This window comes from Vallitaleaceae bacterium 9-2 (assembly GCA_038396585.1).
GTDB lineage: Bacteria > Bacillota > Clostridia > Lachnospirales > Vallitaleaceae > UBA1351.
The window spans coordinates 2,794,135-2,815,412 of sequence record CP121691.1 but is presented as its reverse complement, the minus strand read 5'-3'; the positions used below and the strand labels follow the sequence as shown (position 1 = coordinate 2,815,412).

The 21,278-nt window shown below is 35.5% G+C and carries 24 protein-coding genes and 3 tRNA genes; 20 read left to right on the top strand and 7 right to left on the bottom strand.

The features are described 5' to 3' along the window. The first annotated feature begins 72 nt into the window (after nt 1–72). From QBE53_13050 to QBE53_13035, 4 genes are all read left to right on the top strand, one after another. Nucleotides 73–1,284 carry a hypothetical protein gene (locus QBE53_13050; GenBank protein ID WZL80724.1) on the top strand — a complete coding sequence of 404 codons (1,212 nt, stop codon included), beginning with the start codon at nt 73–75 and terminating at the stop codon, nt 1,282–1,284. Between the two features lie 256 nt (nt 1,285–1,540). Next, nucleotides 1,541–2,026, top strand: coding sequence for a hypothetical protein (locus QBE53_13045; GenBank protein ID WZL80723.1), 486 nt, complete (start codon nt 1,541–1,543; stop codon nt 2,024–2,026). Nucleotides 2,027–2,704: 678 nt separating this feature from the next. After that, a complete protein-coding gene (locus QBE53_13040) occupies nt 2,705–3,229 on the top strand; it encodes a hypothetical protein (GenBank protein WZL80722.1) in 525 nt (174 codons plus the stop codon). A 229-nt stretch (nt 3,230–3,458) separates the two neighbouring features. Continuing rightward, the gene (locus QBE53_13035) at nt 3,459–3,683 is read left to right on the top strand and encodes a hypothetical protein (protein WZL80721.1); all 225 of its coding nucleotides are present in this window, start codon (nt 3,459–3,461) and stop codon (nt 3,681–3,683) included. Nucleotides 3,684–3,833: 150 nt separating this feature from the next. Here the strand turns inward: QBE53_13035 and QBE53_13030 are convergent, their stop codons facing one another. From QBE53_13030 to QBE53_13015, 4 genes are read right to left on the bottom strand one after another with little or no spacing between them, the layout of a single operon-like run. Beyond that, complete coding sequence (locus QBE53_13030) at nt 3,834–4,109, bottom strand: ATP-binding protein (GenBank protein ID WZL80720.1); 276 nt, start codon at nt 4,107–4,109, stop codon at nt 3,834–3,836. Beyond that, nucleotides 4,106–4,612, bottom strand: coding sequence for a hypothetical protein (locus QBE53_13025; GenBank protein ID WZL80719.1), 507 nt, complete (start codon nt 4,610–4,612; stop codon nt 4,106–4,108). Before QBE53_13025 ends, QBE53_13030 begins: the two co-directional genes overlap by 4 nt. Next, nucleotides 4,587–4,967 carry a hypothetical protein gene (locus QBE53_13020; protein WZL80718.1) on the bottom strand — a complete coding sequence of 127 codons (381 nt, stop codon included), beginning with the start codon at nt 4,965–4,967 and terminating at the stop codon, nt 4,587–4,589. Before QBE53_13020 ends, QBE53_13025 begins: the two co-directional genes overlap by 26 nt. Next, entirely contained in the window at nt 4,912–5,289 is a 378-nt protein-coding gene (locus QBE53_13015) for a hypothetical protein (GenBank protein ID WZL80717.1), read from the bottom strand. Before QBE53_13015 ends, QBE53_13020 begins: the two co-directional genes overlap by 56 nt. Nucleotides 5,290–5,428: 139 nt before the next feature. On the opposite strand from QBE53_13015, the gene QBE53_13010 reads away from it, so the two are divergent. From QBE53_13010 to QBE53_12985, 6 genes are all read left to right on the top strand, one after another. Further along, on the top strand, nt 5,429–5,905 hold the full coding sequence (locus QBE53_13010; protein WZL80716.1) for a tetratricopeptide repeat protein: 477 nt from the start codon (nt 5,429–5,431) through the stop codon (nt 5,903–5,905). 75 nt (nt 5,906–5,980) lie between these two features. Then, nucleotides 5,981–6,514, top strand: a complete 534-nt coding sequence (locus QBE53_13005; GenBank protein ID WZL80715.1) for a DUF1697 domain-containing protein — start codon at nt 5,981–5,983, stop codon at nt 6,512–6,514. A 107-nt stretch (nt 6,515–6,621) separates the two neighbouring features. Beyond that, nucleotides 6,622–7,449, top strand: coding sequence for a DUF2971 domain-containing protein (locus QBE53_13000; protein ID WZL80714.1), 828 nt, complete (start codon nt 6,622–6,624; stop codon nt 7,447–7,449). Between the two features lie 18 nt (nt 7,450–7,467). Next, nucleotides 7,468–7,857, top strand: coding sequence for a DUF2809 domain-containing protein (locus tag QBE53_12995; GenBank protein ID WZL80713.1), 390 nt, complete (start codon nt 7,468–7,470; stop codon nt 7,855–7,857). 51 nt (nt 7,858–7,908) lie between these two features. Then, on the top strand, nt 7,909–9,171 hold the full coding sequence (locus QBE53_12990) for a hypothetical protein (protein WZL80712.1): 1,263 nt from the start codon (nt 7,909–7,911) through the stop codon (nt 9,169–9,171). 63 nt (nt 9,172–9,234) lie between these two features. Continuing rightward, nucleotides 9,235–9,426, top strand: coding sequence for a DUF2726 domain-containing protein (locus QBE53_12985; protein ID WZL80711.1), 192 nt, complete (start codon nt 9,235–9,237; stop codon nt 9,424–9,426). On the opposite strand, the gene QBE53_12980 is transcribed toward QBE53_12985, so the two are convergent. Both QBE53_12980 and QBE53_12975 read right to left on the bottom strand, forming a co-directional pair. After that, nucleotides 9,423–10,076 (bottom strand): GTP pyrophosphokinase family protein, encoded by a 654-nt coding sequence (locus tag QBE53_12980; protein WZL83312.1) that lies wholly within the window; start codon nt 10,074–10,076, stop codon nt 9,423–9,425. The two genes, QBE53_12985 and QBE53_12980, sit on opposite strands and share 4 nt — an antisense overlap. A gap of 59 nt (nt 10,077–10,135) precedes the next feature. After that, the gene (locus QBE53_12975; protein WZL80710.1) at nt 10,136–10,312 is read right to left on the bottom strand and encodes a hypothetical protein; all 177 of its coding nucleotides are present in this window, start codon (nt 10,310–10,312) and stop codon (nt 10,136–10,138) included. Nucleotides 10,313–10,518: 206 nt separating this feature from the next. Here QBE53_12975 and QBE53_12970 point away from each other — a divergent pair, with 206 nt between their 5' ends. From QBE53_12970 to QBE53_12945, 6 genes are all read left to right on the top strand, one after another. Then, nucleotides 10,519–11,094, top strand: a complete 576-nt coding sequence (locus QBE53_12970; GenBank protein WZL80709.1) for a GNAT family N-acetyltransferase — start codon at nt 10,519–10,521, stop codon at nt 11,092–11,094. Nucleotides 11,095–11,519: 425 nt separating this feature from the next. Further along, nucleotides 11,520–12,347: a hypothetical protein gene (locus tag QBE53_12965; GenBank protein ID WZL80708.1), complete on the top strand. Its 828-nt coding sequence runs from the start codon at nt 11,520–11,522 to the stop codon at nt 12,345–12,347. A gap of 34 nt (nt 12,348–12,381) precedes the next feature. Beyond that, a complete protein-coding gene (locus QBE53_12960) occupies nt 12,382–13,134 on the top strand; it encodes an EFR1 family ferrodoxin (GenBank protein ID WZL80707.1) in 753 nt (250 codons plus the stop codon). A gap of 309 nt (nt 13,135–13,443) precedes the next feature. Then, the gene (locus QBE53_12955) at nt 13,444–15,315 is read left to right on the top strand and encodes an ABC-F family ATP-binding cassette domain-containing protein (GenBank protein WZL80706.1); all 1,872 of its coding nucleotides are present in this window, start codon (nt 13,444–13,446) and stop codon (nt 15,313–15,315) included. A 36-nt stretch (nt 15,316–15,351) separates the two neighbouring features. Continuing rightward, on the top strand, nt 15,352–16,575 hold the full coding sequence (locus QBE53_12950; protein ID WZL80705.1) for a MerR family transcriptional regulator: 1,224 nt from the start codon (nt 15,352–15,354) through the stop codon (nt 16,573–16,575). A gap of 65 nt (nt 16,576–16,640) precedes the next feature. Then, complete coding sequence (locus QBE53_12945; protein ID WZL80704.1) at nt 16,641–17,891, top strand: MFS transporter; 1,251 nt, start codon at nt 16,641–16,643, stop codon at nt 17,889–17,891. 43 nt (nt 17,892–17,934) lie between these two features. On the opposite strand, the gene QBE53_12940 is transcribed toward QBE53_12945, so the two are convergent. After that, a tRNA-Gly gene (locus QBE53_12940) sits at nt 17,935–18,005 on the bottom strand. A 107-nt stretch (nt 18,006–18,112) separates the two neighbouring features. On the opposite strand from QBE53_12940, the gene QBE53_12935 reads away from it, so the two are divergent. The 4 genes from QBE53_12935 (at nt 18,113) to QBE53_12920 (ending at nt 21,263) form a co-directional block, all read left to right on the top strand. Continuing rightward, the gene (locus QBE53_12935; GenBank protein ID WZL80703.1) at nt 18,113–19,147 is read left to right on the top strand and encodes a 2-hydroxyacid dehydrogenase; all 1,035 of its coding nucleotides are present in this window, start codon (nt 18,113–18,115) and stop codon (nt 19,145–19,147) included. Nucleotides 19,148–19,216: 69 nt separating this feature from the next. Beyond that, nucleotides 19,217–19,290: transfer RNA gene (locus QBE53_12930), tRNA-Pro, on the top strand. Nucleotides 19,291–19,320: 30 nt separating this feature from the next. Further along, a tRNA-Gln gene (locus QBE53_12925) sits at nt 19,321–19,392 on the top strand. Between the two features lie 77 nt (nt 19,393–19,469). Then, complete coding sequence (locus QBE53_12920; GenBank protein ID WZL80702.1) at nt 19,470–21,263, top strand: B12-binding domain-containing radical SAM protein; 1,794 nt, start codon at nt 19,470–19,472, stop codon at nt 21,261–21,263. The last annotated feature ends 15 nt before the right edge of the window (nt 21,264–21,278 follow it).

Here is a 21,278-nt window from a genome sequence, read left to right as displayed (position 1 = left end):
TAATAGTCTTCATTGTTGGTGCAGTAATGCCGTGGATATTAATATTATTTTGTACATTGTAGGGGGGAGAATATGTATCTAAATGAATTATTTAATATAGCTGATGGAGGGAGTATTTTTTCATTCGATCTAGAGCATGGTATTGAAAAGAGAGCGTTTTCTGAATCAGCTTTAGTGCCTAGACTTGGAAAATCTGTTACTGAACATATTAGGACTTTGTTAAACAAATCAGGAGAATATAATGAAAGAATTGGAACACATCCAGATTTTTTAGAGATGAGTGAAGGTGAAGAAGTAAACCAATATGTAATAAGTGTTTTTGTTGATATACAAGGTTCAACAAACCTTGCTTTTAAATATGATTTGTCAAAAGTAAGGATGATAAAAAATCGTATTCTGTCAATAGCTATAGAGATTTTTCAGGGGTGTGATGGTCATGTACATAGGCTCCAGGGGGATGCTATATTCGGATATTTCGGCGATAGAGCCTCAACCATATCCAATGCAGTTATTAATGCGCTCAATGCTTGTTCGATTTTACAGGCTTATATAAATGAACACCTTAAGATTCAGTTTGAACAAGAAGGTATTGAACCAATCAAGTTAAGGGTAGGTTTAGATCTTGGTTACGACAAAGATGTTTTATGGTCAAAATACGGAATACGTGACTGTAGTGAAACGACAACAACAAGTCTACATACTGATTTAGCTGCAAAACTACAAGGTAAATGTTCGGCTAATAAAATTATGATTGGACAGAATATCTTAACACATTTAGATATTCCAGAAGAGTTTATCAGCATTAAAAAGAAGCAAGTTGATGGAGAGATTAAAAGTGATAGGTACATAGTAAATCGAAATGAGTTGAGATATAAGATGTTTCAATTTGAATGGGAGAAATATATTAGAACTTTTAGCTTTGTACCTAAAAATGACATTTTTAGTAATATAGAATTGCAGTGCAAATATGGTGAAGATTCAAATAACCTGGAGGATTACATAGCCAATAGCAAATCCATTAAAAAAGGGATAGATTTAAAGTTCTCTATTCTTGGCCTCGATAATTTTGAAGATTATGATATAGAATGGAGCGTTATTAACAGAGGCATAGAGGCTTCTAATTCGGAATCAGGATTAGAGTTTGAAGTAGAGAGATACAGAGGGGTTTTATATTGTCTTGAAACAACAGCCTATAAAGGACATCATTATATGCAATGTACTATAAGGCATAATAATATAATCGTTGGAAGAGATAAATTTGGCATATATGTTAATGATAATTAATGTATTGCACAGAGGGCGGTTATAACGCCAGCTAACAAGCCAGTTCCCAACATGTGCAGGAGTAAGGAGAATATATACGTCGGGAACTGCGGGAACGTTAGATGAAACCCTACCATGTAGTTTCCGCACTACGTCCATGTAGTGCTAGTATTAGGTTGATATGAAGTGATTGCAAATAGTGAATGTTAAAATTTGATTTGACCTTCAGTTAACTGTTGGAAATGGGCTGTGAAAATAAGACCAGGAGATTAATTACATGAAAAAAATATTAAGTATATGCATATTTGTAATATTTATATTGTGTGGATGTACTTCAAACGAAGAAGTGATTTCTAAATTCAGCATAGAACCTACTGAGACTAATATTTACGAGTCGAAGGTAAAAAATTCATATCAGGTTGAAGTTTATCATATTGATGATATCGTTATTAAAACTGTGGTTATGGATAAATACGAATTAATAGATGGCAAGTATGATGATTTAAAAATGAAAAAGGAGTTAGCGGATAAAACCTTTTCTAACGAAATTTTTGATTTTAGTGGATTTAGCTATAGTAGTGAAATTGAGAGTAATTATATTGTGTTAAATATGACCTATGATTTTGAGGCGATGGATGTAGAGTCTTTATTAATCAATGAAAGCCAGTTAATCGATATAGAGTATCTGAATGATAATTATGAAGTAGTATACTCGATTTTAAAGGCAGAATACATTAAGGCAGGATTAATATGCGAGGAATAGAATTAGAAAATTCTATTTGATGGTGGGGGACTACATTATCCTACCCAGTGCGTAACAAAACAAAGTTATTATTACTACAAGAGGTAACCCTTGTAGTATCTGTGATAAAATTTTCTGAAATTTCCAAGTGAATGATTAAAGCTTTAAAAAGCTATATAAATTCACATCAGGAAAAATCACAGAACATTTGTAAGAAGTACCAGTTACTACCGTTGTAATTGGTGCTTCTAGTAATTCGATATAGACTATGAATAAATAGTTAACTCAGCGTCAAATTGAAATTTAAGATATGAGTGTAATTGATTAAACCAATCTGTTTTATAAACTGAAAGGAATTTATATATGGATAATACTAGAATATTAGGATTTGATTTTCAAACATTAATCCAAGTCATATTTCAACTAATAGCAGTTACTGTACTTATTCTAATAATTATACTTGTTGTTTATTGTATTAGGCTTTTAATCAATGTTCTAAAGAAGAAATCACGATTGCTAGATTTGGAGATTGTTTCTGTAGGACGATTGATAGCATCATCTAACACGCCAGTTCCCAACATGTACAGGAAATCGGAGGATGCACAAGTCGGGAACTGCGGGAACGTTATCTGAAATCATTTACTTCGATAATAGAAGCACTAGCCGCAACATTCAATTAGCTTAAGAAAGGAGAGATTTATGGATTTACGGAAAGAAGATTTTTACACAGGTGCATTTTTATCATATGTCCTAAATAATGGAGTAAAACCTGCATTGTTTGAAGGTCGTAATACTGTTGGTCGCAAAGTATATGATTTTACAACAAACGAGGGGGACTTCCGTGTATATGTGAAGTACATTGGTAAACCTACTAGTAAAAGTAAGGCGAATAATCGTAAGATATGGTCATTTCCATACACAGAAGATCAAGTAGACGAATTAAATGAAATTTTAATGACAGAAAGAACATTTGTGTTTTGCTGTATATGTGGAGAAGAAGATTTAAATAAAAGCAAACTCTTACTACTTGATAGGGAAACTGTAAGAAGTTGTATTGATTTGGAACGCAAGGACAAGTATAAGCCACAGTCACTAAAGCTTAGATTTATTAAAGGCCATTGGGATTTTGATATTTATGGAACAGCACGAAGTGACAAGAAAAAGGGTAATGATAATACAATAAAGATAAGAGCCAACAACATTGACGAGATGTTCGGTTTTTAGACATTGTGTAACATATAATTTTTCCTAAAGAATTTTTGTGTTGTTTAAATAAGTGATTACGGAGATAAGGTTGTGTTAAGCGGTGTTTCTGATAAATTTCCACCATGCCCAAAGTGTGAACATGTTGAATAGCACAAAGAGGATTAGATCTTGATATTAATTCTTGATTTTTCCTTGACAATTGTATAGTAATATAGGTGATAGTTTCTCATTGATAGGAGATGGAAAGATGATTAAATATAAAGATGTTGACAAAAATTCAGGTGTTCAATCGTATGAAATTGGACACGATTCTGTAACAGTTCAATTTAAAGGTGGTGGCGTATATTGTTATTCGTATAAGAGTGCAGGTGTAAATAATGTTGAACGTATGAAAGTTTTAGCGCAACAGGGAGACGGCTTGAATGCGTTTATAAATACAACAGTACGTACTAAATATGACTGGAAACGATGAGCATTTTTTAAGATAAACTAACATATATATGAGTTAATTACGCCTATATTACTATGGAATTCGATTTTGCTACACTTAAATTGTATTTGGCAATAGATATTTTAATAAAATGGCAAAACATTTTGATCAGTACATTCGGTTAATGGGTTACTATTTTAAAAGTGCATTCTGCTTTCGGTGACTGGGACCATCAAATACTAATAAATGCGAATGATGGATGACTCTATCGATAATAGCAGCCGTTAGTTTTTCATCGAAAAGAAAGTTTTTCCAATGACTGAACTCAATATTTGTTGTTATGATAATGCTTTTTTGTTCATAACACATACTAATGACTTCAAAGAGTAACCTGGCACCTTCTTGATGAAGTGGAAGATATCCCCATTCATCTAATATAAGCAGATCTGCCTTTTTAAGCTTTTTCATAAATCGTTCACTGCTTCCGGTTCCATAACGTGCTGCTTCATATTTTCTTTAACAACCTCATTTGCGAAGGCCATATCCTTTTCAATAAGACAATGTTTGAGGAAATATAAAGCCTCACGTAAGTTATCTTTATCAAGTGTCGCTACGTAGGTTTGCCAGTGTTGTGGTGAAACAGAGTATTCATTAGAATCAACTTTGATATGACCGTTTTTATATAATCTGTATTTTACTTCCTTTGAATAATCAAAGGGAGTAAGGTTGGTATCATGCATTAGCTTTTTTTCCTGAATCAGAAGCGATGCTAATGTTGATGCATGTATTTTATAATGATAACGCTGATTATTTTTATCACAACGTTTTAAAAAATGTTGATTGTAATCATTGATATCATTAATAACCGGTTCAGGTATGAATAGATTGTTTCTGAAGTAACCGACTTTGTTTTCGACAGATCCTTTTTCATTCCCTGAATAAGGATTACAAAAAGACAATGTCAAAACCATGATGAACAGCAAAGGCATGAAACCTCGGATTAGGAATAACATTTCCGTTGACATCTTTCTGCCGTAGGCAGGCAGCTGCCATCTGGTCAAACCAGATGCGTTTGGGTACTTTTCCGATATGTTCAAAGATTTTTTCCATACTTTGGCAAACGGCTCCCATGGTTTCACTGAAGGTAACTTGGCAAAACCCAGCATTGCTTGCCGGAAGTGTCATTACGAACTCGTGGGCTTTGATGAGTTTGCCGTCTTTATAGACATCAATCTCACCAAAATCAACTTGAGCTTCACCACCTGGATGATTAAGGTCTAAGAAGCATTCTTTTTCGGTATAAATTATTGGCTTTTTCCTCAGCAACAATGTATCGCATGGTTCTTTCGGTTACAAGGCATAAATCAGGCACTTCTTGAATGGCTCTATCGTAGATACGTTTTGCCGTATGACGTTGTTTCTTACGTTTATTCTTGTTCTCCAGAAGAATCTGACGGACAAAGGGTCTAATCAGATCCGACTTACGATCCTTAGTTCGTGCGTATTTTGGAGGGTTAAAATCCTCCATTTCAAGATATTTAGTGATGGTGTTTCTGGCATGATTTGTACGTTTATGGATTTCATCTACAGAAAGTCCTTTATCAAAGTACAGTTTTCGTATATAATCTATTTGAGTAATTGTCAGCACGTCCTCTCGCTCCTTCCAAGTATGTGGTGTACTTAAAAGGATATTTGATTGTGAATGTACTGGCAATTACTTTTTAATTTGTTTTGCCGAAATATTCAAATCTATTTTACCAAAAATATAGATAGAAAGGAGTTAAAGTATGAATGAACTAGATAGAGCAATTAAATATAGAGAAAATGGGCAGGTAGAAGAAGCTATTGATATTTTAAAATTGTTGTTAAACAAGGATAATGAAAATGCAGAAGTAAATTATCAGTTAGCGTGGTGTTATGATGTTTTGGAGTATGAAAAGGAAGCTGTTGCGTATTATGAAAAAGCTATATCGTTAGGATTGAGTGAAGAAGATCAAGTTGAAGCAATCATCGGATTGGCGAGTACATATAGAACCATAGGTCAGTACAATGAATCCAAGACTTTATTAGAAAGTAGCATTGATAAATATGACAATAAGGCACTAGAAGTATTTTATGCAATGACACTATATAATCTTAAAGAGTATGAAAAATCTGTAAGCATATTATTAAAGTTGTTAGCAAACTCATCCTCGGATAAAGATATAGAAAAATTTAATAGAGCGATTTCATTTTATTCAGATGATTTGAATCGAGTATGGTAACGTTCAAAGTTAACAAAAAAGATAAGGTGTGACTTAATGAAAACCTATCAGAAGCCTTAGTATTAGGAGGAAACTATGAGATATATAGCGTTGTTAAGAGGCATCAATGTCGGTGGAAGACGTAAAGTTGAGATGAAGCGGTTAAAGAATCTTCTCGTATCTTTAGGGTATTCTAATGTTATGACATATCTTAATTCAGGTAACGCGCTATTTGACTCTGATGATGACCGAACACATATTGAGAAAAGTCTTACCAAGGCCGTTGAACAGGAGTTTGGATTCGCGATTCCTATACTTGTCAAAAGTCAGGAAGAGATGCAGGCAATCCTTGCGGCTATTCCAAAAGAGTGGCAAAATAACAAAGAGCAGAAGACAGATGTGGCATACTTATTTCCTGAGATTGATGCAGAGAAAACCTTGATGACATTACCGATGCAACGTGAATACCTGGACCTTATATATATTAAGGGGGCAATTGTGTGGCATGTGTTGCGAGAAAATCAAAATAAAAGTCAGCTGAATAAATTGGTGGGGCACGAGGTGTATCCATTCATGACAGTTAGAAATATCAATACGGCTAGGTTTTTAAGTGAAAATGATAGCCAATGAGTAATGTAGGTGGTCAAATTCTATACAGGAGGTGCCACATTTATTTAACATTCTATAGAGTTTGTAAAGCAGATGATGGACAGCTAATTGAGACAAGGAGGGATTAGGTGATTGAAGAACGTTATTTTGGAACGGACATGTTGTTTCACTATACAAGACTTGAGACAGCAATGGAACTGATATTGACAGCCATGCAGTTAAGATTTTCATCATTTAAAAATGTGAATGACCCGCATGAGAGAGGGTATCAATCTTTATCTTTGAATTGGACAAATCGTAATTCTATCGATGAAGCGTTGATTGATTATGATCGTTACCAAAAAGAAGTGAACTGTATTCGTCAAGATGAGAGTAAGCTTTTATGTTTTTCTAAAAATGCTGGGGTTATTACCAAGACAGGGAGTTCGGTCCTAGATGCAGATTTATACTACAAGACCGGTTTTTTTAAGATGCGCATGTGGGCACAGTATGGCGATCTGCATCGTGGCTTATGCCTGGCATTTTCCCGCGATCGTTTGGTTATGGATATCAAGAAGGTTTACAGTTCGTTTAAGTTATATCGGGGCGATATTAAATACAAGGATTCTTCATCGGATATGCGTCAAGCGTATCACATTGAGCTCAACGAAGGCGCACTACATGATTTCAGAGAGTTTTTTATATCAGAACACTTGATTAAGTATAGGGAAGACTTGTTTTTTACGAAGAACAGTGATTGGAGAGACGAGTTTGAGTATAGACTACTCTTATTGACCGATAATAAAAAACCCGACTATTTCATCAACATAAATAATTCGTTAAAAGCAGTTTTTTGTGGTTTGGATTTTCCAGATGTATATATGAGTGCATTAAGAAATCTGCTCAAATATAGCGACGTGGAGATTTATAGATTAATGTTAGATAACGGGATACCTAATGTTATAAAAGTGAAGTAAAAAGAAAGGAAACACATTATGAAGACATTTCGATTTTCTCCAAAATACTTTATTTTGGCAAGTATATTTTTTATACTTGAAGTTATCATAGCTATTTATGTTCATGACGACTTTATCCGTCCCTATGTCGGGGATGTTATTGTCATGTTCTTAATGTATAGCTTTATCAAGGCATTTATAGGAAAACCGACTAAGCGATTGCCCTATTATCTGTTTGGGTTTGCGGTTGCTATCGAGTTCCTGCAGTTAGTTAATTTTACCCAACTTCTTGGACTAGATCAATATCCGATAGCAACCATTGTTTTAGGCAGTGTTTTCGATGTTCGTGACGTTATAAGCTATTTTGTAGGTATGCTTTTATTATTAGGGTATGAACAAGCTTTAAGAAAAGATATATCTTATTTGTAGTCTATGAAATTGGAAGATGAGGAAAGAGCAAATATACGGGGAGAGGTATTGATGGATAATAAAGAAATAGGAGTGTTAATTTCAAAAGAAAAAATACTGGCATTTATTACAAAGCATACAGACTTGCTTTTAGGATTTTTAATTACAGTTGTGTTTAGTGTTATTGGTACTATTTTGGTACTATCAGGTCGTTTTTTTTATAATGGAATTATTTTGTCTGGTGTTATAAATGATTTTGCAATGTCTAAGGACATGATTTTAGATTATACTAGTTTTTCTACAGAAATGAATATTGTGTTTGGGATTGAATACATAATTATAATTGTTGTCTCAACTTGGACCGCATACTTAGTTGTGAAAAAAAAATTTGCTACAGCTTTTATATCTATGCTAATTTTTTATTTCTTTATAACATTAACTATGCAGTCTATATATGGAACAAAGACCAGTATATATTTGATGATACTCATTCTTATGCTGATCTTTATTGCAGGTATCTTCTTTTTGTATTATAAAGGGGTTGCACAATTATCGACTAGGTATTTTTTTCATTTGATTGTAATGTGGTTCCATTTATCAATGATTATAATCTGGATATTTAAAGATAGTAAATTGCAAGAATTGATTATAGCCTCCATTCTAATACTGCTGTTCATTTTACCTGAGATTTTAAATATCTTATTAAAAGATAAGGATGGGAAGATTACTGGAAAGAATAAGTTAAAAATAACAATTTTTATAATTACGTTGGTTTCTATAATAATTCTTAAGAAAAGTAGTGTATTTACACTGCATAGTATCAATATATTTTACACTTCCTTTTTTGCAATATCCATTTTTGATATCCTTTTGATAACGCCGATAGAAAACAAAGTTTTTAAAAAAAGGAAAAACACATTAAAGGGTGGTTTTAAAAAAGAAAAAGAAGCATCTATTAAAAACAAAATATTGAATATTTTAATTCTTTTACTCCTATGTCCTATTGGTATTTTGTTTTTTAGTAGTTTTAATCTTAGTTATTCTTTAGGTGCACTCTTCCATGCGGATTACATACAGTCAATACAAATGAACGAGCTACTGATAAAAAATGAAAGTTCATTGATAAAAGAATTTGAGAAAGATTTGAATATTAAGGTGAAAATAGTTGCGTTTGACATTATTGGAACAGATGGAGATAAGTATAATATGCTTTTTGTCTTAAAAAACATGAATAATAATCAGCAACAAATAGAATTAATTAAAAAGATTGATAAAAGTATGTTTTATCACATATCATCTAATTATTTTATTGAAAAATATGAGATGACCCAGTAGTTCTATGATAAAATACAAAGTGTCTATATCAGATAAAAATAAAGCGTCTAAAAAGTTTACATATTGTACCCATGTCCCGTTTTAGTTATTGAAGTGGACGGATACGATTATCATAAAAAAGGAACGGAGCAATACGAACGTGATCGAATTAAAGATTCTATTATGAAAAAAATTGATTTAAAAATACTCCGCTTGGCGACAAATGCAAGCGGAGAAAAACAAAAAATTATCGAAACTTTAGAGCGTATTAATTAGGGTGTACGCTCTTTAGGGTTTAAACTAACCTCATGTCTTAAGGCCTCCATTCGGTGATCAACCTGTGCAATGATGTCGGCACAATCCTTTAATTCCTGGATAACATGGGCAGAGTTTTCAACATCTTGCTTGTATTTAAGTTTGTGTTCGAGACTTGCCCAAAAATCCATGGCAATAGTTCTTAGCTGAATTTCAACCCGCATCATCTTTTTTGCTTCAGCAAGAAAAATAGGAATTTCAATGATCAAATGCATACTTCGATAGCCATTTTTCTTTGGGTGACGAATATAATCTTTTTTGAGAATTAATGTCACATCATCTTGTTGAAGCAAAGCATCTGTGAGCTTATAGACATCTTCTTGAAAGGAACAGATAACGCGTATCCCTGCAATATCATTGATATGGTTTACGATAGAAGCTTCTGTCATAGGCAGACCTTTACGTTGTAATTTCATAAAAATACTTTCAAAAGATTTTTCTCTGCTTTTTATGGATTCAATAGGATTACGGTCATATAGAATCGACATCTCCTCATTAAGTACATTAAACTTTGTCTCTACTTCCATGATGGCGCACCGATAATAAGACATCAGCTCTTGGATTGGCAATAATTGCTGACGGATGGCGTTGAATCTCTCGGCTTCTGTCATCGAAGGGTCATTGATATTATCATTTATAATTTGCTTTGCAATGTCGAGTCTATTGATTTTCATTGTTTTACCTTTCCATTTGATTGTTTGCTTATTTCATTAGATTCTATTGTATTTATCGTAACAGATGCTGTCTCAGTAATACTGGTAGTATTTGTATGCTGTACTGTATTATCATCAAATGTTGTTAGGCTTACACTTAGTGCGAGTGCTAACATAATCGGAATATGCTTCATAATATTGTCCTCCTGTTTTTTAGATTTCTGTATAATTATCGGTTATAAACTTATTTTAACAGATAAATCTTAAAATCTATTGAAATAATTATTAAAATTTATATCTTATTGCAATATTAAAAAAAATTATGTATTATTATAAAATGGCTCTTAATACAAACAAAAAAGAGAGTGTAAAGGTCGACAACAGGAGGACGTAGCGTATTATGGAAAATATTCGAATCGATAAGGCATTATATGAAGACAGAGATAAAATCAATTGTTTTTTTGAACGGGTGTTACGATACACTTTTGAGACAAATGGTATCAAGGATGCGGTGGAGTTACTGAATGAAGAGATTGAAGATAAGCGTCTATATCTTGAACAATCTTTTAAAACGAAAGGACAAGAGCGATGCTTTTTGATTGCAAAAATTGATGAGGAGATTATTGCAAGTATTGAATATGGACCATCCGATGATTTTATGAATGAATGTACGAATGGCGAGCTTAGTCACATGCCGGAGGTAGGAACTGTGTTTGTTCACCCGGATTATCATAGACGAGGCATTGGAAAAGCGATGCTAAGGGCGATGTTTAATGAGCTTTCGAACCGAGGCATACACGAAGTATGCTTTGACAGTGGCTACCAAACAGCACAAAAAATATGGCTAAAAAAATTCGGAGAACCTGCATATCTATTAAAAGATTATTGGGGAGAAGATTGGCACCATATGGTGTGGATTATTGATGTAGAAAAAGAACGGATCAAAGAAACTAGTGATGTAACGATGAGCAGATAGACGTCGTAAGTGTATATACCAAAGGGGCGCATTCTGTTTCAGAAGCGCGAGTACAAGCATTAGATGGTGAATGAGAATTTGTATGGAATCAATAGTTGACACCTGAATCAGCTGAAAAGATGGGTGGCAAGACATCACGTATGTACAAGTTCCGCAGAAATGACACAAGATTAAGTTTTTCATAGGCTTATAAAAGACCTCTTGGAGAAAAAAACTTCAAGAGGTCTTTTGATACGCATAATTTTTGCTGGTAGAATTACAATTTTGTGATACAATATATAGTGAAGGGAAAAAATAATAACGGGGATGAATAGGTAGTGTTACAATGCAAAAATTTCATAATAAATTTCATCCATTAATTTACAACTAAATTTAAGGTGTGTTAAAGTGTATGTATTTGTTTTTCATTTATGAGAGAGGGTCTGATGATGAAAATAAAAGCCATTTTACTGAGCGTTATTTGCAGTTTGACGATAGCATCTTGTGTGTCAAACAGCGCATTCAATAGTGAGCAGATAACAGGAGCTGTACAGCCAGTTCAGCAACGAGCACAAGAGACAGATGAATATTTTTTTAGGAGCAATGCATATCATAATTTTGAACAACATGGCGATAGGACTTATGCATTATATAGGCGTAGCGACCAAGAAATAGAATGGACAGATGAATTGTGGTGCTTTAGCCCCAATGACGATAGAAAACTCATTGCACAAGGGCAAGGACTGGATTTTCGAGTGAGTTCGAATAATGCATGGATTGCTGTTGAGCTTGATAATGTGATTCATATACTCAATACAGATGGGGCAAAGATAACAACGATTGAAAAACCGGAACATTACAGAGGATATTATGATATCCAATTGGAACAATGGTCGAGGGACGCCACGACACTATGGTATTGTCTTAATAAAACCTTTGTTACGGTAGCATATGTTGCGGTGGATACAAACACTTGGGAACAAAGGTTATATGAGGATATGGAGTTTAAAACCCAGGAATATAGTCTAAATCCAAATACGGGATGGGTTGTATATAGTGATTATCCCGTGATATTAGATATAATGGCCTTTGAACAATATATGGATAGCGAACGCATGACGACACTGCATCTCTATAATCTAGAAACACAAGAACAAATTATGGTGGATGCAGCAATGACCAATATGTTTCAACCCAAGTGGGTGGACGACAATGAGATGATATACTATATTGGAAGCGAGCGAAAAACCTATATTATTAATGACGAACAGTAAAACGATGGATTTAACGTTAGAGATGGGGGATTTAATGGTAGTTATTTATTTTTCAGGAACAGGTAACACACAATTTGCAGCCAAATATTTTGCCGGATGCATGAAATGCCCGGTGTATAGTATTGAACAAAAAGTGGACTTTGATGGAATACTTAATCAAAATGAAACAGTGGCTTTTTTCTATCCGGTGTACTGTTCAGATGTACCGATGATCATGCGTCGCTTTATCGATACTTATCGACGCCAATTAAGTGGTAAACAGATGATCATCTATTGTACTCAGATGGTTTTTTCGGGAGATGGGGCGAGACGATTTACAGATTTACTGGAGGGAATCAATCACAAAGTAATCTATGCAAGACATCTAATGATGCCGAACAATATTAGCAATTTACCGGTGTTATCGGTGAATAATCATCCAAAGATTGATCGGCGGATCAAAAAAGTAAAAAAAAGAATTCGAAGAGATGTAAAAGCTATATGTAATCAACAATCACGTCGTCAAGGGTTTAATGTGGTTTCAAAATATCTAGGCTTCTTAACTCAACGTGCATACCTAGGACCATTGGAAAAAAAAGCACAAAAAGACGTACGAATTCGAGAGACATGCATTCAATGTGGTCTTTGTGTTCGTCGATGTCCAATGCGTAATTTGAAGATGAGTGAGAATGGAGTGCAACAAAAAGGTGTCTGTACATTATGTTATCGTTGTGTCAATTTATGTCCTGAAAAAGCGATTACAGTTCTTATTCATCATGAAGTCAAAGAACAGTATAAAGGAATATGATAGAGCGATAGATATTGACACATATCCGTTAAGATGCTAAACTAATTAAAAATATATGTAGGAGAATACAATGCAAATAGAGCGAAGAAGAAGTATCCAATTAGACAGAAGCCCTCTTGCAGCAGCCGGTATCGTACACGGTTTTGCTAAGTTACGGGAGTAGTCTGTCCTTTTTTCTTCACGATGCGTGATTCCTAGTGAAAGTAGAACAGGCTGCTCAATAGAAGGCAGGCTGTTTTTTTTGAACCATTTTATGGTTAAACGTAAAAATATTTCATTAGAAAATCATGATGAAGAAAGAGGTTACTTATGTTAGATATTACAATAAATTCAATCGGGAAAACATATTTTGGCAATCCGGTGTTTACGGATGTTTCATTAGAAGTTAAGCAAGGAGAATGTGTAGGGTTACTTGGGGACAATGGGACCGGAAAAACGACGGTTTTTAAAATGATCATGGGAGAAGAAAAGCATGATTATGGAGAGATTTTTATTCGAAAAGGTATCAAAGTAGGATATTTTCGTCAACAAGTACTTGTCTATGAGCAAAAAAAGGTGAGGGAAGTTCTTTTTGAAGCATTCGATGAATTACTAAAAATTTATGAAGCGATGCAGCAGATGCAAAGATTGCTTGAGTCTGAGTGTGATGTGGAAGAAAATATGTATAAGCTTGGGCAGCTGCAGGTGAAGTATGAGACAATGGATGGTTATGCAATCGATGAAAAGCTCTCAAAAATCACGATAGGTATGCAGCTGGAAGAATTGTTAAATCATCGCTTTGATACGCTTAGTGGAGGCGAGCAGATGCGTGTTGCGCTAGCAAAGCTATTACTTGAAGAGCCGGATGTGCTCTTACTGGATGAACCGACGAATCATCTGGACATTGAGACGGCGCAGTGGCTTGAAAACTATCTAAAAGCTTATCAAGGATCCATTGTTATCGTATCTCATGACCGCTATTTTTTAGATCAAGTTATGCAAAAAGCCTATGAGATTAAAAACGGCACGACAGATGTCTACCACGGAAACTACTCAGACTACCTAATAGAACGTAAAGAGCGCTATGAAAATCGAGTGAAGCACTATGAAGTACAACAAAAAAAGCGTAAGCAGATGGAAGATGCGGCAAAACAAATGCGTATATGGGCGCAGCAAGGTGATAATGAGAAAATGTTCAAGCGGGCCCAGTCTATGGAGAAACGTCTGGAACGCATGGAAAAAATAGATAAACCCGTGGAGGATGCAAATCATATGCGGTTGGCTTTTGAGACCCAGACTAAAGCGGGTAAGTGTATGCTCAATATGGAGAATGCATCAGTATCCATTGGGGAGCGTCTTTTAATTGATCAGGCGAATCTCAAAGTCATGGCAGGAGAGCGTATCGGCTTGATTGGAGCGAACGGATGTGGTAAGACCACCTTGATTCGTAGTATTTTAAACTCTAAACACATTAGTCCAAGCGCAGTTGTTGGCTACCTTGAGCAAAATATAACCTTTGATATAAAAGGGGGTACGGTTCTTGAGACCTTAAGACATTATCATCCTTCGGATGAAACAACACTTCGACAACGTTTGGCCAAGTACGAGTTTAAAGGTGAAGATGTGTTTAAACGTGTGGAGACCCTATCAGGTGGAGAACGTGTTCGATTAATGTTGTGCATTATCGTACTTTCAAAAGTGAACTTTATGCTACTGGATGAACCCACCAATCATATTGATATCAAGACCAAAGAGATCCTTGAAAAAGCATTGCTTGATTTTGATGGAACGTTGATTTTTATTAGCCATGACCGATATTTTCTGAACCGATTGGCAGAACGAATCGTGGAAATACGTGACCAAAAACTCATCGCCTATGTGGGAAATTATGAGTATTATCGACAAGAGCGCCAAAAGGAAAAAGAACGTCAGTTGCAAGCACAGCGTCATAGAGAACAAGAAGTAAAACAATGGACGGAACAAAAGACGAATAAAGTGCAAAAAAACAATCAAAATCCATGGAAGGTCCGTGAAATGGAAGCGGATATTGAAGCCATTGAACAAGAACTATCAAAGCTAAGAGCGCATTTGCATACAGCTGGTTCAGACTATGAGCAAGCGCTTGAATATACTCGACAGATTGAAGTAGCAGAAGAAAAGCTAGAGACACTGATGGAGCAGTATTTTAGCTTCATAGAGTAAAGGGAAATAAAAAGTTGCAGGAAGGGAGGATGTAGAGTGAAAATCGGAGCATTTGCAAAGCATAATGGAACAACCATTGATACTATTCGCCACTATATGGAGATGTCCATCCTTAACCCCGATAAAATCAATGGCTACTATATGTTTGATGCGCAGTGCCAAAAAGATTATGAGGTGATAGCATCTTTAAAAAAATTAGGTTTTTTATTATCGGAGATTCAGACCCTGATGTTGTTTGAGCGAGTTGGAAGACATACAGGGTATCATCAGCGAAAAACCTATCGAGCGTTTTATAATAATAAGCTCGAATGGATTCGACAAGAACGCAATCGATTAGATGTAATGCAAAAAAAACTAGAAGAAGAAATAGAGGCAATACCTGTGCTTGATAATACCCAAGCTACTTTGGTTGGGGTCCCTCTTGAGGCGTTATCAGTATTGTCTTGTCAACAATGTAAAAGTCCCTATCAGCTTTTGGATGGACAGATAGAACATGGTGAGATTATGCAGGGAACATTGCAATGTTCGTGTGGAAGCACATTGGAGATTCGAGAGGGGATTGCTTACGGTCATAAGGCATTGGATCCAAGTATGGCTCCGATGTGTGATGACACATTTATTGAAGAATACATTCAGACGACCCACGTAGATTATTTGAAAAACTTGCACCGTACACTACAGTGGACAAAGGAGCATAATATTTTTGAAGGAAGCCATGGAGGGGTTACATTAGAACTTGGTTCAGGTCGAGGTTTTTTTCTAAGAAATATGTTGGAAAAGTTGTCTGAAAATATGCTGTATATAGCGATAGACCATAATCCACATGCGCATAGATGGCTGCAAAAGGCGATGGCTGTAGCTGGTCAAGAACATAAAATTCTCTTCTTATGTTGTGATTTTAAGCAGATTCCATTAAAAGTTCAATCGGTTGATTATATGATTGATGCGACAGGAAGTACGAATTATGCTTTTGAACATGAGGATTTTTTAGCTAGTACATTAATAGAGCATTTAAAAGTTGGAGGGACATTTCAAGGTCACTATTTGCTTTTTGAAAATTTTTCCGTTGATACAATTATTCAAAAGGAAAGCCGACAATGGTTTCAACAAGAGCATGTCGAAAAAACCTTGTCTGATATAGGACTGCAAGTAGAGGAGACTTTTATAACGCCTTCTGTAAGTCAAGGAGGACCAGGTGAAAACTTTTTTGTCCCAGGGGAAAAAATATACAATTATTTATATATAGGAAAAAAATCTTGATATAGGGTCGACACCATATTATATACTTTTCTTGAATTTAAGAAAAATACAAAGGAGAAGTATATATGACAGAGGCCTTATTATCATTAAAAAAAGATCAAGAGGAAAAGAGAAATATTGTTCTGTTTCTCTGTGGAAAAGCCGTATCCATGTTTGGCAGTTCGGTGTATGGATTTGCTATCGGTCTGTATGTCCTTACAATAACTGGGTCGGCGCTTAGTTATGCAGTAACGATTATGATGAATGTGGTTCCAATGATTCTTATTAATCCGATTGCAGGGGTGCTTGCTGACCGTTTCCCCAAAAAAATGATGATTGTCGGTACAGATTTGCTAAATGGGGCATTGTTTTTTCTGTTATTCTATATGAGTCATAATCAACCCTTATCTTTAGGACATATTTATGCATCCAGCTTCTTGTTAAGCGTTGTCACCAGTTTTTATGGAATCACTATGGAGGCGGCAAAACCAGGACTAACTTATCCTAAGCGGCGAATAAGAGTTAATTCATTAAGTAAGCTGATTGACTCTTTATCAACAATTCTGGGACCGATTTTGGGTGGAGTTATGATTGCCCTGATGGATATTCGAGTGTTTATGTTACTTAATGGCATATCCTTTGTGCTATCGGCCATATCCGAGTTCTTCATTGACTATGAATTTTATGTGGAACCACAGCAGAAAAGGGTTGTGCATAAAATGGTTTTCATTGAGCATCTTAAGATGGGAATAAGCTATATTTTTGATTCAAAAGTTCTTAGAAAAATGTTTTTTATGTTTATTGTATTGAATTTTTTGCTAGGATTTTCGTTGAACATACCACTACCCTATATTGTCAATGAAATACTATTGTTGTCACCGAAACTTTACGGTATAATTAATGCTATGATATCGATTGGATTAATTCTAGGGGCGCTAACTGTTGAAAAGCTAACCCGAAGAATGAACTATTCAACTATTTTACCCTATACCGTTACAGCGATTTCAGTCTTGGTATCCCTGTTAGGCATTCCTGTCTTTTTCCAAGAAGCCATGAATACCTTTGGTCATACCATATATTTTTCAAGTCTTTGTCTGTTGGTAGGTATTGGGATATCTTATGTGGATATTCCGGTGATTACAATCATGCAAAATGAAATCCCACCGGACATACGTGGCGTGGTATTTGGAGTGAGCATGAGTGTCGTTAAGCTGGTATTACCAATGGCTCTTTTGGTGTCGGGATACTTAGTGAAGTACGTTCCAATTATTATTTTACCAATGATTGGAGCAATCATTACACTAGGGATTAATTTTATACTAAATAGGAAGGATTAGGGGAGAATTGCGAGAGGCTAAGGTAAAAAAGGGCATAAAAAAAAGCGGGTGATGGGAATCGAACCCACGTATCCAGCTTGGAAGGCTGGTGTTCTACCATTGAACTACACCCGCAACGGCAAAGCCTATTATACACGATGAAGAAAAAAAAGGCAAGAGAAAATTAAAACTTTTTTTAAGAAGTTGAAACATAATCATAAGTTTAGATAGGAAGTGAGTTTATGCGAGTTGCATTTTTTGATACCAAACCATATGATCGTCAGTCATTTGATCAATATGCAAGCAACTATGATGTTGAGATAAAGTACTTTGAAGCAAAGTTAAATGAAGATACCGTTGCACTTGCCGCGCGTTCAGAAGTGGTGTGTGCATTTGTTAATGATACACTTAATCAAGCTGTAATTGATGCACTGGTGGATATGGGCGTTCGACTCCTAGCACTTCGGTGTGCAGGCTATAATCATGTTGATTTTGAGGCGGCTTACCAAAAGCTTCATATTGTTCGGGTGCCGGCATATTCGCCTTATGCTGTGGCAGAACACGCTGTCGCGCTGATGTTTGCTTTAAACCGAAAGACCCATCGTGCATTTGTTCGAACTCGAGACAATAACTTTAATATTAATGGATTGACTGGGTTTGATTTCCATGGAAAAACCGTTGGTGTAATCGGAACAGGAAAAATAGGGCGTATTTTTATTGATATATGCAAAGGACTAGGGATGCATGTGTTGGCATATGATATGTACCCGGTGGACATAGAAGGGGTGACTTTCGTTGATTTATCCACGCTTTATCAAAAGTCGGATATTATATCGCTGCATTGTCCCTTAACCAAAGAAACCCATTACTTGATTAATCAGGATTCAATAAAACAAATGAAAGATGGCGTGATGCTTATTAATACCTCACGGGGAGCGTTGGTTCAAACCGAGCACCTCATTGAAGGGCTCAAATCAAGGAAGGTCGGATCCGCAGGGCTTGATGTTTATGAAGAAGAGAGTGAATATTTCTTTGAAGATTTTTCGACAGAAATCATTGATGATGATATTTTGGCAAGACTTTTGTCCTTTAGCAATGTACTTGTGACTTCTCATCAAGCTTTTTTGACCAAAGAAGCTCTTAGTAATATCGCTCAGACAACCCTTGATAATATCCGAGCATACAAAAATGATGCACCACTTGAGAACGAAGTATGCTACCACTGTCCTCAGGGAGGAACAAAATGTAATAAAAAAGAAAATGGCCGATGTTTTTGATAAAATCTACTTGCAAGTATCTTAAAATAATGATAGAATATCATTTGCATGATTGAAAACATCATGTGCCGGGATATAGCTCAGTTTGGTAGAGCGCATGCTTCGGGAGTATGAGGCCGCAGGTTCGAATCCTGTTATCCCGATGGATACATGTAAGTTTATTTAAATCATAATGGGCATTCGCCAAGCGGTAAGGCACAGGACTTTGACTCCTGCATTCGCTGGTTCGAATCCAGCATGCCCAGTTCTAGCTGTAATCGCATAGATTACAGCTTTTTTTCTACTAATTAATCGTTTATCAGTGAAAAATAAGGTGGTTTACATGAAAAATTCACTTCTCATTGGCATTAATGCAAAATATATACATTCCAATTTAGCCATTCGCTATATACAAAAATATGTGGAACAGCAACACATAGATAATTATGAGCATGTACATGAAAAAAGTTCCATTACCTTTCAAGAGTTTAGCATCAATCAAGATCTAGAATATATTCTAGACGAGATCATGAAGACAGATGTGGATATTATCGGTTTTTCATGTTATTTGTGGAATATAGAAATGGTCCGCCGATTAAGTCGCAATATTAAGTTGATTCGTCCAAAGGTATGTATTGTCTATGGTGGACCGGAAGTAACATATACATCGGTTCAAGAACTTGAAGAAAATCCCTACGTGGATATTGTTGTCAAAGGCGAAGGGGAAAAAATATTTGCAGATATTGTAAAAAACTTTGATGCACTTAGTGAGGTAAAGGGGATAAGTTATAGACAAGAAGACCAGATTATTGATCAGCCTTGCTGTATGGGAATGGATTTTTCAGAAGTCATCTTTCCGTATGAACCCCAATTAGACCAATTAGAGCATCGGATTATATATTATGAGACGAGTAGAGGGTGCCCGTTTAATTGTCAATATTGTTTGTCTTCAGTTGAAAAGGGCGTACGATTTAGACCGTTAGCGTTGGTAAAAAAAGAATTGCAGTTTTTCATTGATGCAAAAGTCACACAAGTTAAACTTGTAGACCGAACTTTTAATGCTAAACGTGAACACGCATTATCCATTATGGAATATATCATGGAAAAAGATCAAGGGATAACAAACTTTCACTTTGAGGTGGCACCAGAGTTAATTGATGAAGCTTTTTTGACCTGTTTGGCAAAGGCGCGAGAGGGATTGTTTCAACTTGAGATTGGTGTACAATCGTCAAATCCGACAACACTTTCCATTATACAAAGAAAAAATGATTTGGCTTTGATTCCTAGGGTTGTTGAACGGGTCAAAGCACTAAGCAATACGCATATCCATTTGGATTTGATTGCAGGATTGCCGGAAGAAGACCTAAAAACCTTCAAAGACTCTTTTGATTATGTATATGCCATGGAGCCTGACCAATTTCAGTTGGGTTTTTTAAAGATCTTAAAAGGGGCAGGGTTATACTACCTTGCCAAGGAGTATAAAATAAAGTATAGAGATTATCCACCCTATGAAGTGCTATCAACACGAGTATTGCCTTTTGAAGATGTGATGCAGTTAAAAAGAGTGGAAGAAATGGTGGAGACATTTTACAATAGTGGATTATTCAACCAAACAATAAAACGACTTGTCAAGGAGTACTCCCGGTCGTATAATTTATATGAAGCTTTGGGAGCTTTTTGGATTAAGCAAGGTATGCATCATGTCAAACACAATAAACTAGGGTTATATCAGTTTATCTATGCGTTTATACAGCAACTAGAGTGTACAAAAGATAATAAAGACACCTATGTCCAGTGGTTGCAAATGGACTATATTTTTAATGAAAAACCAAAGAAAAAAGCAGATTGGATGACGATGACGTTTGTTGAGTCAACGTTACAGAGGTATTTGCTTGAAGTCCTTGAGCAAAATCAAGTATGGCAAGAAGAAGCAAAGGAATATACAACAAAACAGTTATCACGTATGTACCACATCGATCGAATTGAGCACAAAGAGCTCTTTAGTGCGTTGCCTTTTCGTTATCAGATTGATGCAGTGGCTAGAGAAGGTGAAAATGGAACATATATTTTAGTGAATTATGGACGTCGAGATTTTATTCATAATAATGGTGAATTGGTATGTATTAACCTTGAATGACTTTGAAAAGGGATG